The sequence below is a fragment of the Motiliproteus sp. MSK22-1 genome (genome assembly GCF_001968815.1).
GTDB lineage: Bacteria > Pseudomonadota > Gammaproteobacteria > Pseudomonadales > Balneatricaceae > Motiliproteus.
On sequence record NZ_MIEQ01000053.1, the window covers coordinates 118,199 to 132,658 of the forward strand.

At 47.4% G+C, this 14,460-nt stretch carries 17 protein-coding genes; 15 read left to right on the top strand and 2 right to left on the bottom strand.

Annotated elements, in window-relative coordinates; translation table 11 throughout:
- The first annotated feature begins 177 nt into the window (after window positions 1–177).
- From BGP75_RS16385 to BGP75_RS16400, 4 genes are all read left to right on the top strand, one after another.
- Window positions 178–3,174 (top strand): molybdopterin oxidoreductase family protein, encoded by a 2,997-nt coding sequence (locus BGP75_RS16385; protein WP_233152953.1) that lies wholly within the window; start codon window positions 178–180, stop codon window positions 3,172–3,174.
- A gap of 122 nt (window positions 3,175–3,296) precedes the next feature.
- Complete coding sequence (locus tag BGP75_RS16390) at window positions 3,297–3,989, top strand: 4Fe-4S dicluster domain-containing protein (RefSeq protein WP_076719911.1); 693 nt, start codon at window positions 3,297–3,299, stop codon at window positions 3,987–3,989.
- A 44-nt stretch (window positions 3,990–4,033) separates the two neighbouring features.
- The gene (locus tag BGP75_RS16395; protein ID WP_076719912.1) at window positions 4,034–4,960 is read left to right on the top strand and encodes a DmsC/YnfH family molybdoenzyme membrane anchor subunit; all 927 of its coding nucleotides are present in this window, start codon (window positions 4,034–4,036) and stop codon (window positions 4,958–4,960) included.
- A 175-nt stretch (window positions 4,961–5,135) separates the two neighbouring features.
- Window positions 5,136–5,915: an ABC transporter substrate-binding protein gene (locus BGP75_RS16400; RefSeq protein ID WP_083704870.1), complete on the top strand. Its 780-nt coding sequence runs from the start codon at window positions 5,136–5,138 to the stop codon at window positions 5,913–5,915.
- 56 nt (window positions 5,916–5,971) lie between these two features.
- Here BGP75_RS16400 and BGP75_RS16405 read toward each other — a convergent pair whose 3' ends face one another.
- The gene (locus BGP75_RS16405; protein WP_158070127.1) at window positions 5,972–6,337 is read right to left on the bottom strand and encodes a DUF3461 family protein; all 366 of its coding nucleotides are present in this window, start codon (window positions 6,335–6,337) and stop codon (window positions 5,972–5,974) included.
- Between the two features lie 417 nt (window positions 6,338–6,754).
- Here BGP75_RS16405 and BGP75_RS16410 point away from each other — a divergent pair, with 417 nt between their 5' ends.
- Entirely contained in the window at window positions 6,755–7,018 is a 264-nt protein-coding gene (locus BGP75_RS16410) for a hypothetical protein (protein WP_076719914.1), read from the top strand.
- Window positions 7,019–7,181: 163 nt separating this feature from the next.
- Here BGP75_RS16410 and BGP75_RS16415 read toward each other — a convergent pair whose 3' ends face one another.
- A complete protein-coding gene (locus BGP75_RS16415; RefSeq protein WP_076719915.1) occupies window positions 7,182–7,574 on the bottom strand; it encodes a DUF3461 family protein in 393 nt (130 codons plus the stop codon).
- A 595-nt stretch (window positions 7,575–8,169) separates the two neighbouring features.
- On the opposite strand from BGP75_RS16415, the gene BGP75_RS16420 reads away from it, so the two are divergent.
- From BGP75_RS16420 to BGP75_RS16460, 10 genes are all read left to right on the top strand, one after another.
- On the top strand, window positions 8,170–8,556 hold the full coding sequence (locus BGP75_RS16420; protein WP_076719916.1) for a hypothetical protein: 387 nt from the start codon (window positions 8,170–8,172) through the stop codon (window positions 8,554–8,556).
- Window positions 8,557–8,622: 66 nt separating this feature from the next.
- On the top strand, window positions 8,623–9,111 hold the full coding sequence (locus tag BGP75_RS16425; RefSeq protein WP_083704872.1) for a cytochrome c: 489 nt from the start codon (window positions 8,623–8,625) through the stop codon (window positions 9,109–9,111).
- Between the two features lie 69 nt (window positions 9,112–9,180).
- Window positions 9,181–9,663 (top strand): cytochrome c, encoded by a 483-nt coding sequence (locus BGP75_RS16430; protein ID WP_076719917.1) that lies wholly within the window; start codon window positions 9,181–9,183, stop codon window positions 9,661–9,663.
- Between the two features lie 67 nt (window positions 9,664–9,730).
- Window positions 9,731–10,597 (top strand): thioredoxin domain-containing protein, encoded by an 867-nt coding sequence (locus tag BGP75_RS16435; RefSeq protein WP_083704873.1) that lies wholly within the window; start codon window positions 9,731–9,733, stop codon window positions 10,595–10,597.
- A 181-nt stretch (window positions 10,598–10,778) separates the two neighbouring features.
- A complete protein-coding gene (locus BGP75_RS26840) occupies window positions 10,779–11,186 on the top strand; it encodes a hypothetical protein (RefSeq protein ID WP_143821092.1) in 408 nt (135 codons plus the stop codon).
- 231 nt (window positions 11,187–11,417) lie between these two features.
- A complete protein-coding gene (locus tag BGP75_RS16440; protein WP_076719919.1) occupies window positions 11,418–11,906 on the top strand; it encodes a cytochrome c in 489 nt (162 codons plus the stop codon).
- A 2-nt stretch (window positions 11,907–11,908) separates the two neighbouring features.
- Complete coding sequence (locus BGP75_RS16445; protein WP_158070128.1) at window positions 11,909–12,778, top strand: cytochrome c; 870 nt, start codon at window positions 11,909–11,911, stop codon at window positions 12,776–12,778.
- Window positions 12,779–12,906: 128 nt separating this feature from the next.
- The gene (locus tag BGP75_RS16450) at window positions 12,907–13,326 is read left to right on the top strand and encodes a cytochrome c (RefSeq protein ID WP_076719920.1); all 420 of its coding nucleotides are present in this window, start codon (window positions 12,907–12,909) and stop codon (window positions 13,324–13,326) included.
- Between the two features lie 189 nt (window positions 13,327–13,515).
- Window positions 13,516–13,863 (top strand): hypothetical protein, encoded by a 348-nt coding sequence (locus BGP75_RS16455; RefSeq protein ID WP_143821093.1) that lies wholly within the window; start codon window positions 13,516–13,518, stop codon window positions 13,861–13,863.
- Window positions 13,864–14,047: 184 nt separating this feature from the next.
- The gene (locus BGP75_RS16460; protein ID WP_076719922.1) at window positions 14,048–14,452 is read left to right on the top strand and encodes a DUF2933 domain-containing protein; all 405 of its coding nucleotides are present in this window, start codon (window positions 14,048–14,050) and stop codon (window positions 14,450–14,452) included.
- Window positions 14,453–14,460: the final 8 nt, after the last annotated feature.

Genomic DNA, 14,460 nt, shown 5'->3' on the forward strand with positions numbered 1-14,460 from the left:
CTGGTCGGGTTCTCGTTGGACCTATAATTTTCCATTCATTGGCCTTTGTGGACCCATCGCTGGCTCCCTAGCATTGATACTCTTATTACTAACAAAAATAATGGTTCGCTCGAGGCCTTTCCAGGGACTTTCGCCTGGTGATGCTTGGCGAGTGCAGGACAGGTTGGTGAATTACGCATGAATACCCTGAAAACCGGTATGCCTTTGACAGATGTCTATGATCCCTCTGAGGGGCTTCAATCTCGGCAGCAATCTGGCTCACAGCCTCTGCCTCAGTTCGAAGATCACGACGGCCAGCAGACCAAATACACCACCTGTTATATGTGTGCCTGTCGTTGTGGTATCAAAGTAACGGTGGAGAACAATCAAGTCCGTTTTATCCAGGGCAATCCTGACCATCCAGTGAATAAAGGTGTTCTCTGCGCCAAGGGTAATGCCGGTATTATGAAGCAGAACTCTCCGGCGAAGCTCAGCAAGCCGTTGCGCCGTAAACCCGGCAGTGAGCGCGGTGCGGGTGAGTTTGAAGAAATTTCCTGGGATGAAGCTCTGGATGTGTTAGAAAAACGTCTGTCTCATATTCGTGCTACTGATCCTAAGAAGCTGGCCTATTTTACCGGCCGTGACCAGATGCAGGCATTGACCGGCATGTGGGCATCTCAGTTCGGCACGATTAACTGGGCGGCTCACGGTGGTTTCTGTTCCGTTAATATGGCGGCAGCGGGACTCTATACCATGGGACATGCTTTCTGGGAATTTGGAGACCCGGATTGGGATAACACCAAGTACTTTATGATGTGGGGAGTGGCGGAAGATCACGCTTCAAACCCGATCAAACTGGGTATTAAAAAGCTTAAGGAACGGGGTGCCAAGTTTGTTGCGGTGAATCCGGTTCGTACCGGCTACCAGGCGGTGGCCGATGAATGGATCGCTATCCGTCCCGGAACCGATGGGTTGCTGGCCCTGTCCATGATCCATGTGCTGCTTAAGCATCAATTGGTGGATGATGAGTTTCTGATTCGTTATACCAATGCTCCTCAGCTGGTAGTGAACACACCGGGACAAAAAGGCGATGGGTTGTTTTACCGCCGTGCTTCAGAGGATGAGGACGCTGTTCAGGTCTGGGACCTGCAGAATGAAACCTTTGGTGATGCGAATGTGGCGGATATCACTCCCGCCTTGTTTGGAGAGTTCAAGGCTCCGGATGGCACGCCCCTGCGAACCGTTATGAGCATCTTAGTGGAGAAGTACCAGGATGATCAATATGCCCCTGAAAACGTAGCCGAGGAAGTTGGCGTCAGCGCAGCAGATATTGAGCGTCTGGCGCTGGAAATTGCTCATGTTGCCTTCAAAGAAACCATTACTTTAGATGTGGAGTGGACTGATTGGGCTGGCCGTAAGCAAACCCAGTTTGTCGGCCGTCCGGTCTCCATGCATGCAATGCGTGGTATCTCCGCTCACTCCAACGGTTTTCAAACCTGTCGTGCCATTCATCTGTTGCAAATTTTACTAGGAACTATCGACTGTCCGGGCGGGCATCTGGCCAAACCTCCTTTCCCCAAGCATATTCCACCGGGCATTAAACCGGCTAAAGAGATGGCTCCGAACACACCGTTGAAATCACCACCGCTGGGTTTTCCTACCTGTCCTGAAGACTTGGTGATCGACGCCGATGGTAAGCCGTTGCGGATTGACAAGGCCTATTCCTGGGATGCACCGATTGCCAACCATGGGCTGATGCATATGGTGATTAAAAATGCCGTGATGGGTGATCCCTATAAAATCGATACATTGATGCTGTTTATGGCGAATATGGCCTGGAACTCCAGCATGAATACCGCTGAAACCATGGAGATGTTACGGGCCAAAGAGGACAATGGCGATTACAAGATCCCGTTTATTGTCTGCTCTGATGCTTTCCATTCAGAAACAGTCAATTTTGCCGATTTGGTGTTGCCGGACACGACCTATCTGGAGCGCTTCGATACGATTTCCATGCTCGACCGTCCGATATCTGAACCCCATGCGGCTTGTGATTCCGTGCGAATTCCTGTGATAGATCACAACCAGACGTCGGGTCGGGATGTTCGCTCCTGGCAGGAAGTGATGATCGAAATGGCTGGACGACTTAATTTCCCAGCCTTCACCAAACAGGATGGCAGTCGTAAATATAAAGGTTATAAAGATTTTATTATCAATTTTGAGAAAGAGCCGGGAATTGGTTTTCTGGCAGGATATCGTGGTAGCAATGGTGAAAAATCCCTGCGAGGTGAACCCAATCCCAGGCAGTGGGAAGCCTATGAAGAAAACCACGGCTTTTTCGAACACCATTTGGAACCTTCGCAGCGTTATTACCGTCATGCCAATCGGGATTATCTGGAGCTGGCGAAAGAAGCGGGCTGGGTAGGTTCTACTAATCAGATTGTCATCGAACTCTACAGCGAAACGCTGCAGCGTTTTCGTTTGGCCGGGCAAGGACTTTATGAGGGCCCAATGCCTTCTGAGCCCCAGCACAAAGAGCGTTTAAGTACCTACTTCGACCCATTGCCGTTTCATTATGTGCCGCTGGAGGAGCAACGGATTAATACGGCAGAGTATCCGTTCCATGCGGTCAATCAGCGGCCGATGTTTATGTACCATTCCTGGGACAGTCAGAACGCCTGGCTGCGTCAAATCATGTCTCAGAATTTTTTGTTTATGAGCCGTGTTGCCGCTGAGCAGCAAGGAATCAAAGATGAAAGCTGGGTCTGGGTGGAGTCCCACAACGGTAGGATCCGGGTTCAGGTCAAGCTGATGGAAGGCTGCAATAACAGCACCGTCTGGACCTGGAACGCTATTGGTAAACAGGCCGGTGCCTGGGGATTGAAGAAGGATGCCAATGAATCCCAACAGGGTTTTTTGATGAACCATCTGATCTCTGAATCCTTACCGCAAAAGGGCGACAACCTGGACGGTATTACCAACTCTGACCCGGTTACCGGTCAGGCGGCCTGGTATGACGTACGGGTAAAAATTACTCCGGCCGCTGATGGTGATACCGGGAGCTGGCCGAATTTTGAAGCCATCAAACCACTGCCGGGGGCAGAGCCTTCACCAGAGATGATCAGTTACAGCAGCCATAAGAACGTTAATTTGTTGCGCTCGCTGAAGGATATTTTGACGCGGGGTGAAAAATAGCGCGTCCGGGCTGAAACCGTAGCGTTTTGGTCCGTTTTAAATACTCGGTAAGCCTGGCTCATTAGGCGAATAATAAAATCAATCCCGTGGCCATTTTCATGTCGCGGGTGAGGATAATAAGTATGAAACTTGGTCTTGTCGTTGATCTTGATACCTGTGTCGGTTGCCACGGCTGTGCCACGGCCTGCAAGCAGTGGAATACCTCGGGTACTATTGGCCCTTTGTCCGATGAAAATCCTTATGGCAGGGACCCTAATGGGGCCTGGTTGAATCGTATCCGTACTTATGAAGTGGATGACAGCCCTAACAGTAAAACTGTCAATATGCCCCTTTCCTGTATGCACTGTGAGGACGCTGCCTGTGTCACGGTTTGTCCGACCGGTGCTTCCTACAAGCGTGAAGAGGACGGTATTGTATTGGTGGATCAGGACAAATGTATGGGTTGTAATCTGTGCTCCTGGGCCTGTCCTTACGGCGCCCGTGAGCTGGACCCTGATCAGGGAACGATGAAGAAATGCACACTCTGCGTTGACCGTATCTACGATGAAAAACTGCCGGAACAAGAACGTAAACCTGCCTGTGTATTGACCTGCCCGACGAAATCCCGATTGTTTGGTGATTTCGATGATCCTGATTCTGAAGTCAGTGTGGCGGTACGTGAGCGCAGTGGTAAGGCATTGATGCCGGAATTGGGTTACAACCCCACCAACAAATACCTGCCGCCACGCAATAAGGCGGTAGTGCAGACCTATGAAGTGGATAAATCGGTGATAGGGACGTTGAAGTCCTGGGCTAACCGGGTTATCGCTCGCTAGCGCTCAATCACACAGAATAGCAACGTATTTGTGGAGTAAGACATATGCATCCGGCATTTTCAGTATTGATTTTTACCGTGGCCTCCGGGGCCGGTTATGGCCTGCTTGCGCTATTGATCATGGGTCATTTGATGGGCATGACCCAGTTGCAAGACAACACTGTGGTACTTACGGCTGGGAGTTTATCCCTGGCCCTGATTACAGGAGGATTGTTGACATCCACCTTACACCTGGCCAATCCCAAAAACGCCTGGCGTGCTTTCAGCCGCTTTAAAACTTCCTGGCTATCGCGGGAAGCGGTGTTTGCGATACTGGTTTACCCCTTTGCATTGACCTATCTGCTAAGCAGTTGGGCCAGCGAAGAACTGAATTTGCTGACTCAGTTGGCGGGTATTCTAACGCTGATTTTATCGATGATGACGCTCTTCTGTACCAGTATGATTTATGCCAGCCTGAAAACTATCCGTCAGTGGAATACTTCATTGACACCGTTAAATTATCTGGTACTGGGTTTGATGTCGGGCTCCTTGTTGCTGGTAACGGTTCAGGGGCTGGTACAGGGCAGTGCGGCACAAAGCTTACAAAGTCTTGCGTTGCTATTAGTGGTGTTGGGAGCCTCAGTTAAACTGATTTACCTGTTCTGGATCGGTAAGCCTGCTGGATCAACGATTAATACGGCAACAGGTTTTACCCAGGCTAAAGTTCGGTTGCTGGACGCGGGTCATACAGCTGACACTTTTCTGACCAATGAGTTTGGCTATGAGGCGGGAGCAGATAAACTGTTGCGGCTGCGAGCTGCGATGTTGGTGCTGGCCTTTGTTGTGCCCTTTATCCTGATGACACTGACTAGCACCGTGATGATGTTGATAGCAGCTTTGCTGGCACTGGCTGGGTTGCTAGTTGAACGCTGGTTGTTTTTCGCTGAGGCGCGTCATGTGGTGCGATTGTTTCATGGGGATCAAGCCACCTGATCGGACGGCTGTCTTATCAAGACAGCCTGGGGTTATCATCAATAGTCCCTGGCAGTGTTATTTCTTCCTCTGGCTTTTCTTTGCGTAACTCTCTACATTTATAATGAGTTCATGAAACTTTTTAGTCCGCTATATTAGGGCTAAAGAGGTCAGGCTAGAGTTTATAGGTACAGATATGAGGACCCAGCTTAGCGTTCAGGGTACTTTACTTAGACGCATTGTAAAGGCGGGATTGCTGATATTGGTGTTGTTATCGGCGATAGCTCCAGCTTATGCGGATAAGCTTGTTGCTGTACAGAACCCATGGCCTCCCTATCTGGGGCCAGAGCTGGAAGGTCAGGGGTTATCTGGACAAATTGTTCGAGAGGCTTTGCGTCGTCAAGGTCATGAGCTGGAGATTCGTTTTCTTCCCTGGGCCAGAGCCCTGCGTATGGTCAAGAATGGTGGGGCTGATTTGCTGGTGGCGGCCTGGTGGACACAGGAGCGATCTGAATACCTGCGATTCAGTGAACCCTACGTGCAGAATAATCTGAAATTCATTAAACGAAAGAGTGATAGTTTTGAATACGCTGGACTTCAGAGTCTGTCCGGAAAGCGTTTGGGGTTGATTAGAAGCTATGGTTATGGGGATGAACTGACCAATGCCAAAAATTACCATAAGGTTGTGAATCTGGATCTGGTAAGCAATATCAGGATGCTCCTGGCTGGCCGTATCGACTTGACTTTGGAAGATGAACTGGTAGCTCGATATACCATGTATCAGGAAGACCCTGTCTTGTTGAATACAGTGTCTTTTACCGAAAGGGCGTTAAACTCCAAGTGGCTTTATGTTGCCTCAGGGCTTCGCCATCCCAAGAACAAAGAATATGTTGCCGCATTTAATCGCGGGTTAAAGTCGATGCAGGAGGACGGCACCCTTGAGCGGTATCTGCAGCAGTTAACGCCCGCCCAATAGTTGCTTTACGTCCAAACTGCTAAGTAAGCTTGTCTGCTGTTATTTCAATGCACTCGTTACCACTGCTGCAGGTTGGCGCGAAGCTCTTCTATTTTAGCAATCACCACAGTTTCAAACTGGTTGAGCTCATTCATCAGCTGTTCTTTATTATGGGGATCAGGTTGTTTGTTGCGGGTCAGGTTGTCCAATTCTGATATGGCGCTTAGCAACGTAGTATCGATGGCGGGGCCGTCATTGGCTGCTGTTGAATCAGTTGTGGGGGAAGTGAAGCTAAATTTTGTGCTTTGGGGAAGAATTGAGTTTTCGTTGCGCTGGAAGTAAATCTTTAGCTCATCCGCGCCTTGGTTCTGCTTTAGCGTATAGCGTGTCACTTCATCCAAACAGGTGATACCCATTGCCGTTAATGTTGGGAATAGAGACATAATAGATTCCTTACTTTGGGGCATATTGTTTTGTTGTTTTGAGAGAGCGGTTTTTTGACAACGTCAAGCTTTGAAAACATCAAGCTTTGACAACATCGAGCTTTGAAAATCTGGAGTTCCTGAGTCTGTTTTCATCGGTCAGAATAGGGCGGCTTTAATTCTGGCGATAGCACCAGTTCAACAGAAAACATTAAGCCAGATCTCTTAACCTGATCGAAGGGGCTTTCAGCTTGGCTCCAAACTGTCAGGTTGACTGGACCTAGCAGAAACTGCAACTATCCGCCTATATTGGCCGTTATCAAGGTCGGTATGAATTCGGCTTCGTACTAATAAATGCTCCCATGAATCAATGTCGCTACGAACAGTATTCGTAGTGATAGGTGTCAAAGGGACCCGCAGTATCAGGAGGACCATCCCATGTCAGAAAAGAGCACCGTCGAGATTCAGTTAAGCGAAGAAGCTCAGCAACTTTTTGACGCCTATCAGCGCTATACCAATACAACTCCAGAAGCCTATATCGACGCCCTGGTGGTGAAAACATTACCTACATTAAGGGCAATGGTGGAAGCATTTGATGAAGCTGAAGAGCCGGAGGCTGTGATGGAACTGTTTGGTAAAAAAATGGCCGCCGAAATGCTCAGGCAAAAAGAGGCTGCACAGCAGGGAGTTGTCAGCAGCTGATTCAGACTAAAGTGTTTGTAAAGAAAGGGATTGCAAAAAAGGGACTGTAAAAAAAGAGTGTAAAAAGAACCTGCAGAAGTACCAACCTGAACGACCTTGGCCCAGTCGTTCAGGTTTTTTCAGGGATCGCTGACAGATCTATTCGCTGCCGATAACCCGTTACCTATTTGAGCGCTTCTATCTGATCGCGAATCTCGCTAATCTTCGATTGAACCACTTTCTCAAGATGATCAAGGTTTTCGATGAACTGTTGTTTCTGATCAACCACCGTTGGTGTTTCAGGCTGTGTGAGACGCGTCAGTTCGGCAATAGCCTGTTGTAGTTTCGGGCTGCTGTCTTTAAGTTGATCCCAGCCAGCCAAACCACGAGATTGCATCGGTACTGCAGAGCGGGCCCGCACGAAGGTGAATTTTTTACTGCGTGATAACAAAGAGGCTTTCGGGCGTTTGTAATAAACTTTGAGAACGTCAGCTTGATGCTCGCGGCGAACGCTAAAGCGCTCGACATTTTCAAATGAAGTGATGCCCATATCAGTGAGCGTCGGATAATCGGACATATCTAGATCTCTCTTCTATAAGTTAGCGCTGGTTCAAGTCAGCGAACAAATCCCCAAAAATAACCAAAATGGCATAAAAAAAACCGGCGGCAAATAATCTTGTCTGTCGGTGATTGCATCTGTTGTAATTATTTTGGAAAGAGGTCCAGCCGCTTGTTGCCGAGCCTACAGAGAGATGCCTGTGCGGGCATGCTACGCCTGACCCTGTAAGGGAGTTCCTGCTATCAGTTTAACTCCTCATTCACATTAGCTCTTCATTCATCGAAAAGCCAGATTTCTGGAGTTTGAATTCAGGGCAGGCGGCGATTATAGCGGTAAGTTTTACCCTTGTTAGAGCCAGGCTGGGTGGTTGTCTGGTGCCAGAGCATTTTGATGCTTCAGGTCATTTCAGCAGGAATACAAGAGACCTCGTTATTTTTTATAAAGGTAATTATGTTGTTGTAGAGCCTGATTAAGCATACCTGTGGGAACTAATTCAAAAGTAGGTTTGTCAGAAGTTGATGTGTTTTGAGCTGGATGCCAAAATAGGGAACGGGAGCGCTGATCAATCGCAGCGTTTTGTAACACTGCTTGATCAGATATTTATCAGGAATCCATGTCTATAGCCCTGAATAAGCAATTGCCGATATTTTTGGCACTTCTTTTAACCACCCTTTTTTCGATTGGTGTGGTTAAGGGTGCAGATCTTGTCGACGTTCGGGATCATTGTGCTTCAGCGCAAATGAAGCATGAGCCAGTGTATGGTCATGGCTCGCCTGAAAATATCAGTGCTGACAAAAAGGAGTTGACCGCATCAGGTTATTGTAATCACAAAGACCTGCACAGCTGTGCGTTGCAGTGTGCAGCCAGTGGTAGTGTTACAGCTGTGTTAATAAAGGAGCTTCATGAGTTACCCCCTCAATCGGGGATCTTTACACTCGATCTTGTGGCTGCTCTCCCTGAGCCCCTGCCGGAATCTATTCATCGACCACCCCTCGTTTAGACTCACCCGCTGAACTCTATGGTCCGAAGTTTGTTGTACCCATAAAATCTAAACGAGATTAATCTGATGTTTTTTCGTCTGTATTCCCGTCCGCTTTTTTGTCTGCTAGGGGCAATTGGTTTTCCAGTTATTGCATTATTTTCGATGCCTCTCAGTGCCGCCCCGTTAGAGGGCATAAGTGATGCATTGCCAAAATCAATTGTTTCCGCCAAACCCTGGTATAGCTTCAAGCAACTCAATGAAGGGGCAAAAATATACCGTAATAATTGCGCCAGTTGCCATGGAAACCAGGCACAGGGAGCGCCTGATTGGCAATCAAGAGATAGCCTTGGCCGAACTCAGCCACCGCCTTTAAATGGTAGTGGGCATGCCTGGCACCATCGAATCAACGAGTTGTTTGAAACGATCAAATATGGAACGGTAAATAGAGGAGGTGGTATGCCTGCATGGGGAAAGGTTCTCTCGGATCAGGAAATAGTATCAGTTATGGCTTGGTTTCAGTCCCGTTGGCCGAAGCAGCTCTATAAAAACTGGGTTGATCGCCCCCACCATTAATCACTTCCCGAAAGAAAGCTGGCCAGCGCTGGCAGATATCGGAATAAGTGTCAGATACAGGTTAGTTTTATGAAATGCACCTCAGGTTTTGTTCTTCAGTCTATAGCGCTTACGGCGCTGTTATCTTTAGCGTTGGTTTCCTCATGGGCCAGTGCACATAGCGGCGCCACCGGTATAGTCAAAGAACGCATGGACGCCATGAAAGATATGAGTGATCAGATGAAGGTTATGGGAGATATGATCAAGGGTAAACAAGCCTTTGATGTTCAGGCCTTTATAGATGGCTCAGCCATTGTTGCTAAACATAGTCCTGAAATACCGGGATTATTTCCGAAAGGCTCAGGAGGTCATCAGTCTGAAGCCCTGGCTAAACTTTGGAACGAGTGGGAACGGTTTGAGGTCAAAGCGAAAAGAACTGCCGAAGAGGCTGATAAGCTGAGTGAACTATCAAAAAGTGGCGCAGATCAGAACGCACTTAGAAAGCAGTTTGTAATGTTAGGAAAAAGCTGTAAATCCTGCCATAAGGACTATCGTAAGAAAAAGAAACAATGATATCTAAGCTCAGTAACTGGTAATGAGTAGTAAATATTCAGCCAGTATCCACGAAGACATGGAATAAATGATGATAAACAGATTTGTAGATAGGTTTTCCCTGGCCAGGAATAGACGGCTGGTTGCTGTAGGGGTGATTATTTCCTCACTTGTTGCATTTGTGACAAGCGCTGGGGTGGTAAGGGCGGATCAGCTTTCCCCTGAGATGGAACGTCTGATTGAGCAGCGTGTGGAGCAAGGTATAGATGATGCCCTAACAGGGGAGTCCTTTGACCTGCGTGTTGAACAGGCTATTTTAAAGTTTATTGAAAAGCAGAATCGTGCGCGGGCGCAGCAACAGCAAGGCGCTGCGCAGCAAGCAGCGCAAAATGTTGCTAAAGTGGATGCCAGTACCGACTTTATTCGAGGAAATCCAGATGCCGAATTCAGTCTTATTGAATATTCTGATTATGAATGTCCTTACTGTAAACGGTTTCATGTAACTGCCACTCAGTTTATCCAAAATAATCCTGAGGTTAATTGGGTCTATCGGCACTTCCCGCTGGATTTTCATAATCCTGGTGCACAAAAAGAAGCCGAAGCGGCAGAGTGTGCCGGGTACCTTGGAGGGAATGATGCCTTTTGGAATTATTCTGATCAGATTTATCAGCGCACTCGTTCTAACGGCAAAGGATTCCCTGTGTCTAACCTGGTTCCTTTAGCCGCTGAGTTTGGGCTGGATCGTAGCAAATTCGAAGCCTGTCTGGAGTCTGGTCAATTTCGTGACAAGGTGTTGGCCCAATTAAAAAATGGTCAACAGTCTGGCGTAAGTGGTACGCCGGGTAACTTCTTGCGTCACCGAGCAACGGGCTTGACGATCCCGATCCAGGGTGCACAACCACTGGAAAATCTTCAGCGAGCATTGGCCCTGCTAAAGTCTCAGGTTGATGCCTAATGGGTATTTACTGATCTTTGATTAATACATCTCTTTTGAGCGAGCATGCGTTTGACGGCGAGTCTTGCGTAAGCCCGTTCAAGTGGGAAGTTTCCTAACAGCTCCATTGTCTGCTGCATTTAACCGATGCCCATGCTGTTATAGCTTGACTCGAATATCAAAATTGGTGAGTATTTGATCCATGCGTTTGGTTGTATGTAAAAGTCCACTTCTTATCATGGTTATGATTGCTGCCATGCTATTCCCCATACTTATGGTGGAAGGGGTCGTGGTACTTGAAAATCAACCGCTCCATCAACACAGAGCTGGTGATTCTCTGCTGGCTTCGGACGATTTCCATCATTTAGTCCATGCCGATGTTCTCGAATCCACAGAAGACCGGTCGACTAATGTGGAAGATTGTCATCACGTCACATCTCTAGGTGATTGTACGACTCATTGTTCCACCAGTTCCTGCGTTTCTCTGTTAATGGGCTTTGGTACTGGCTTGGTCGCAAAGCCTAAAACCGTTCCTATTACCCTTAGGGCATCGCGAATCCCCGATCCACTCCCCAATTCAATTCTTCGCCCACCACTCGCTGCCGTCTGAGTTTGCGGTATTGTTTCTGCACTCATCGATCTGCGAATTAAATCTCAGCGAGATCGACATATGACTGTTCGATTCGGTGTGGTGGGAGATATCCCTCATATCAGCCTACAGTTGTTTGTTTACCGTAACTATGGTGATACTTGGCATAAGGGTTAATGATGCGTTATCACCGACCAGACAAATAGTTAGTCATACACTACAAAAAAATTATAGATATTAGAGAAATTTAATATGAAAAAACTACTGTTCTATGTGATCCGTACTCTTAGCGTTTTTTTGTTACTTTCCGTCACCGTAGTTCCTTCCTGGGTATATGCTCATGGTGGTGCTACCGGTGTCGTCAAAGAGCGAATGGATGCTATGAGTGCCATGGGTGATGCAATGGAAATTATGGGAGACATGGTCAAAGGTAAGCGGCCATTTGAATCTTCGGCATTCTTAGAGGGAGCAAAAGCAGTCATTGACCATAGTGCGAAAATAACAGTCTTGTTTCCTGAAGGAAGTTTAAGCGCCAAGTCCGAAGCGTTGCCTAAACTCTGGACCGAATGGGATCAGTTTGTGGTTATGGTTAAACGAACCGAAAAGGAAGCTGACAAACTGGCGGCTTTGGCTGAAAACGGAAGTGACAGTCGAGCCCTGAAAAAGCAGTTTGTGAAGCTGGGTAAGAGTTGTAAATCATGCCACACCGACTATCGGAAGAAGAAAAAAGAGGAGCACTGACAGTGAAAAATAGACTTTTTTCAGTTCTGTTGTTGATTTCGACAATACTCCTGTCAGTCACTGTGATGGCAGAGTCTGAATCTGAGCAGGATTCTGTTAAACGAGGTGAGTACATCTTTGCCCTGGGGGGCTGTGCATCCTGTCATACCAATACTGAGGGGGACGGAAAGCCGCTAGCAGGTGGCTTAAAAATGGAAACTCCTTTTGGTGTTTTTTATACACCCAATATTAGTTCTGATTCGAAACTAGGTATCGGAAGCTGGTCAGAGCAGGATTTCATTAAAGCAATGAGAAAAGGTATTAGTCCGGAGGGTGACCATTACTACCCTGCCTTTCCCTATACGTCTTATGCCAAGATGACTGATCAGGATTTGCTTGATCTAAAGGCCTTTTTGGATGTACAGCCTGCTGTCTCCGAGCTGTCCAAGGAGCATGAACTCTCATTCCCTTTTAATCAACGTTCGCTAATGGCTATTTGGAAATGGTTAAACTTTGATAATAGTGAATTCAAATCGAATCCAAAGAAAAGCACTTCCTGGAATAGAGGCGCCTACATTGTTAACGGTCCGAGTCACTGTGTCGAATGTCATACCCCTAGAAACCTGATGGGTGGCTTGGATACAGATGAAGGTCTGGCGGGCAATGAGGACGGTCCTGATGGTGAAGCAGTACCCGCATTAATAGCGAGTAATAACAAAGAGTTTGGTGATTGGGACGTATCCGACATCATTTTCTCATTGGAAGTGGGGATGAAGCCTGATGGTGATTTTCTCGGAGGATCCATGGGGCACGTGATTGAAAACACCACGTCCCGGTTATCGGAAGAAGATCTGAAGGCGATTGCGGAATACTTGAAAAGCCCGGAAGGTTAACAATGGAGTCAGGAGGGCCTGAGGCATCAGCCGCCAGCCATTCTAGCTATTCATGGCGGTGTTTTACAGATAATTGCGGTGTTAGTTACAGCGGGTGAAGTTGAGCAAAGTTGGAGATCAGGGATCATATGAAAGAAAAATTCAAAATACTGAACAATTCAAAATTTTTATTTGCTGTGCTTGCCAGTACTTTGTTATTGGCGGCCTGTAGCCCACCAAGCGAGGAGGAACGGTTACAGAATATGGGCTTACCCCCCAGTGATTTTGTCGCTGATGTCAGGAAAGGAAAAAAGCTGTTTGAAGCCAACTGTGCGGTATGTCATGGCAAAAAGGCGTCGGGTACTACTCAAGGGCCACCGCTGATTCATAAAGTCTACAATCCTTCGCACCATTCTGATCTGGCGTTCTATCGGGCGGTTAAAGATGGTAGTCGGTCACATCACTGGAACTTTGGTGATATGCCAGCGCAACCGCAGGTGTCACCTGAACAGGCGGGTCATATTGTTGGCTATGTACGAAAAATTCAGAGAAGTGCCGGAATTAAGTGAAACTGAATAGGACTAATTGGGTCTATTTGCTGTAACTGAAGAAAGAGGCCGTCGTGGTATTGGTTGGTCTCTCCAGTGAACTGCTGTCTACTTCAGCACATTGCAGACGGACATGAAAACCGATTGCTTAATAGAATGCCATTGTTGATAGAAAACAATATGCTCAATAGTATGAGAAAAAGATTAGGTGTGAACGTAGTATTGCTGATGGCATTAGTCATCGGCAGCACTAATCTATTTGCCTCTCATTTGTTGATGTCTCCCCTGATAGAATCTCAGAGCCTGGAGCTTGAATACGATCAGTTTGATAACAGTACTGTGACGGGATCCGCTGAAGGTCAATGTAACAGTGATGCTGATAGTCAATGCAGCAACAGCAATGATAATCATTGTCTCAGTGGTTGCTTTGGTAATACTCTGTTCAGATTTACGGTTGATAGCAGTTGGTATCAACCCCGTGTTATTCATGAAATTTCAGTGGTCAACAACACTCATCCCGCGTATAGCGCTCCTACCTACCGACCTCCAATTGCTTAGTCGACCATCCGTTATTTGAAGACAGTTTCCAGCAGTGCTGGCGACCGTCTGTTATTACGAGTACTCCTCAAACGACTTATTTGATGTCGTTTGCGACCAAAGCATAAAGGGATCGATCCAATCTAAGAGTCTGTTCAATATGGCTGGCTTATTGTCATGATTGGTCCTGTTAGGAGATGTATCTATGTCTTGTTGTGACAAGAAAAACCATTCTGATAAACAGGTGAGCGGCTCTCAAGCCGACCATAACGAATCTAAACCCTGGTGGCGCAGTGGCCATAACCTGATGATGGTGGGTTGCGTGGCAATTATGGGCTACGTCATATTCAGTTCCGGCCCTGAAAAGACCAGTTGGTTCAGCTATCTGTTATTGCTGGCTTGCCCTCTAATGCACCTATGGATGATGAAGGCTGGTGTCGGGTGCCATGACGACAAGAAGCACAGCAAAGAGGCGATGACCAAAGAGAAGCCTGAAGCCGGCCCCCTTCCTGATACGGATACCGATGGAAGAGCGGGTGATTCCGTGAAAGCTTTGCAACCGGCCAGAGTCGACGTTGCAAAACCTCAACAGATTCGACGCGAATTCTAGGCCAGGGA

Excerpts from the sequence above, each read along its gene's own strand:
- BGP75_RS16425 (WP_083704872.1), top strand. The coding sequence starts at position 8,623 with ATGTTTTTTCGTCTGTATTCCCGTCCGCTTTTTTGTCTGCTAGGGGCA.
- BGP75_RS16400 (WP_083704870.1), top strand. The coding sequence starts at position 5,136 with ATGAGGACCCAGCTTAGCGTTCAGGGTACTTTACTTAGACGCATTGTA.
- BGP75_RS16395 (WP_076719912.1), top strand. The coding sequence starts at position 4,034 with ATGCATCCGGCATTTTCAGTATTGATTTTTACCGTGGCCTCCGGGGCC.
- BGP75_RS16420 (WP_076719916.1), top strand. The coding sequence starts at position 8,170 with ATGTCTATAGCCCTGAATAAGCAATTGCCGATATTTTTGGCACTTCTT.
- BGP75_RS16415 (WP_076719915.1), bottom strand. The coding sequence starts at position 7,574 with ATGTCCGATTATCCGACGCTCACTGATATGGGCATCACTTCATTTGAA.
- BGP75_RS16390 (WP_076719911.1), top strand. The coding sequence starts at position 3,297 with ATGAAACTTGGTCTTGTCGTTGATCTTGATACCTGTGTCGGTTGCCAC.
- BGP75_RS16405 (WP_158070127.1), bottom strand. The coding sequence starts at position 6,337 with ATGTCTCTATTCCCAACATTAACGGCAATGGGTATCACCTGTTTGGAT.
- BGP75_RS16410 (WP_076719914.1), top strand. The coding sequence starts at position 6,755 with ATGTCAGAAAAGAGCACCGTCGAGATTCAGTTAAGCGAAGAAGCTCAG.
- BGP75_RS16450 (WP_076719920.1), top strand. The coding sequence starts at position 12,907 with ATGAAAGAAAAATTCAAAATACTGAACAATTCAAAATTTTTATTTGCT.
- BGP75_RS16435 (WP_083704873.1), top strand. The coding sequence starts at position 9,731 with ATGATGATAAACAGATTTGTAGATAGGTTTTCCCTGGCCAGGAATAGA.
- BGP75_RS16385 (WP_233152953.1), top strand. The coding sequence starts at position 178 with ATGAATACCCTGAAAACCGGTATGCCTTTGACAGATGTCTATGATCCC.
- BGP75_RS16460 (WP_076719922.1), top strand. The coding sequence starts at position 14,048 with ATGTCTTGTTGTGACAAGAAAAACCATTCTGATAAACAGGTGAGCGGC.
- BGP75_RS16440 (WP_076719919.1), top strand. The coding sequence starts at position 11,418 with ATGAAAAAACTACTGTTCTATGTGATCCGTACTCTTAGCGTTTTTTTG.
- BGP75_RS26840 (WP_143821092.1), top strand. The coding sequence starts at position 10,779 with ATGCGTTTGGTTGTATGTAAAAGTCCACTTCTTATCATGGTTATGATT.
- BGP75_RS16430 (WP_076719917.1), top strand. The coding sequence starts at position 9,181 with ATGAAATGCACCTCAGGTTTTGTTCTTCAGTCTATAGCGCTTACGGCG.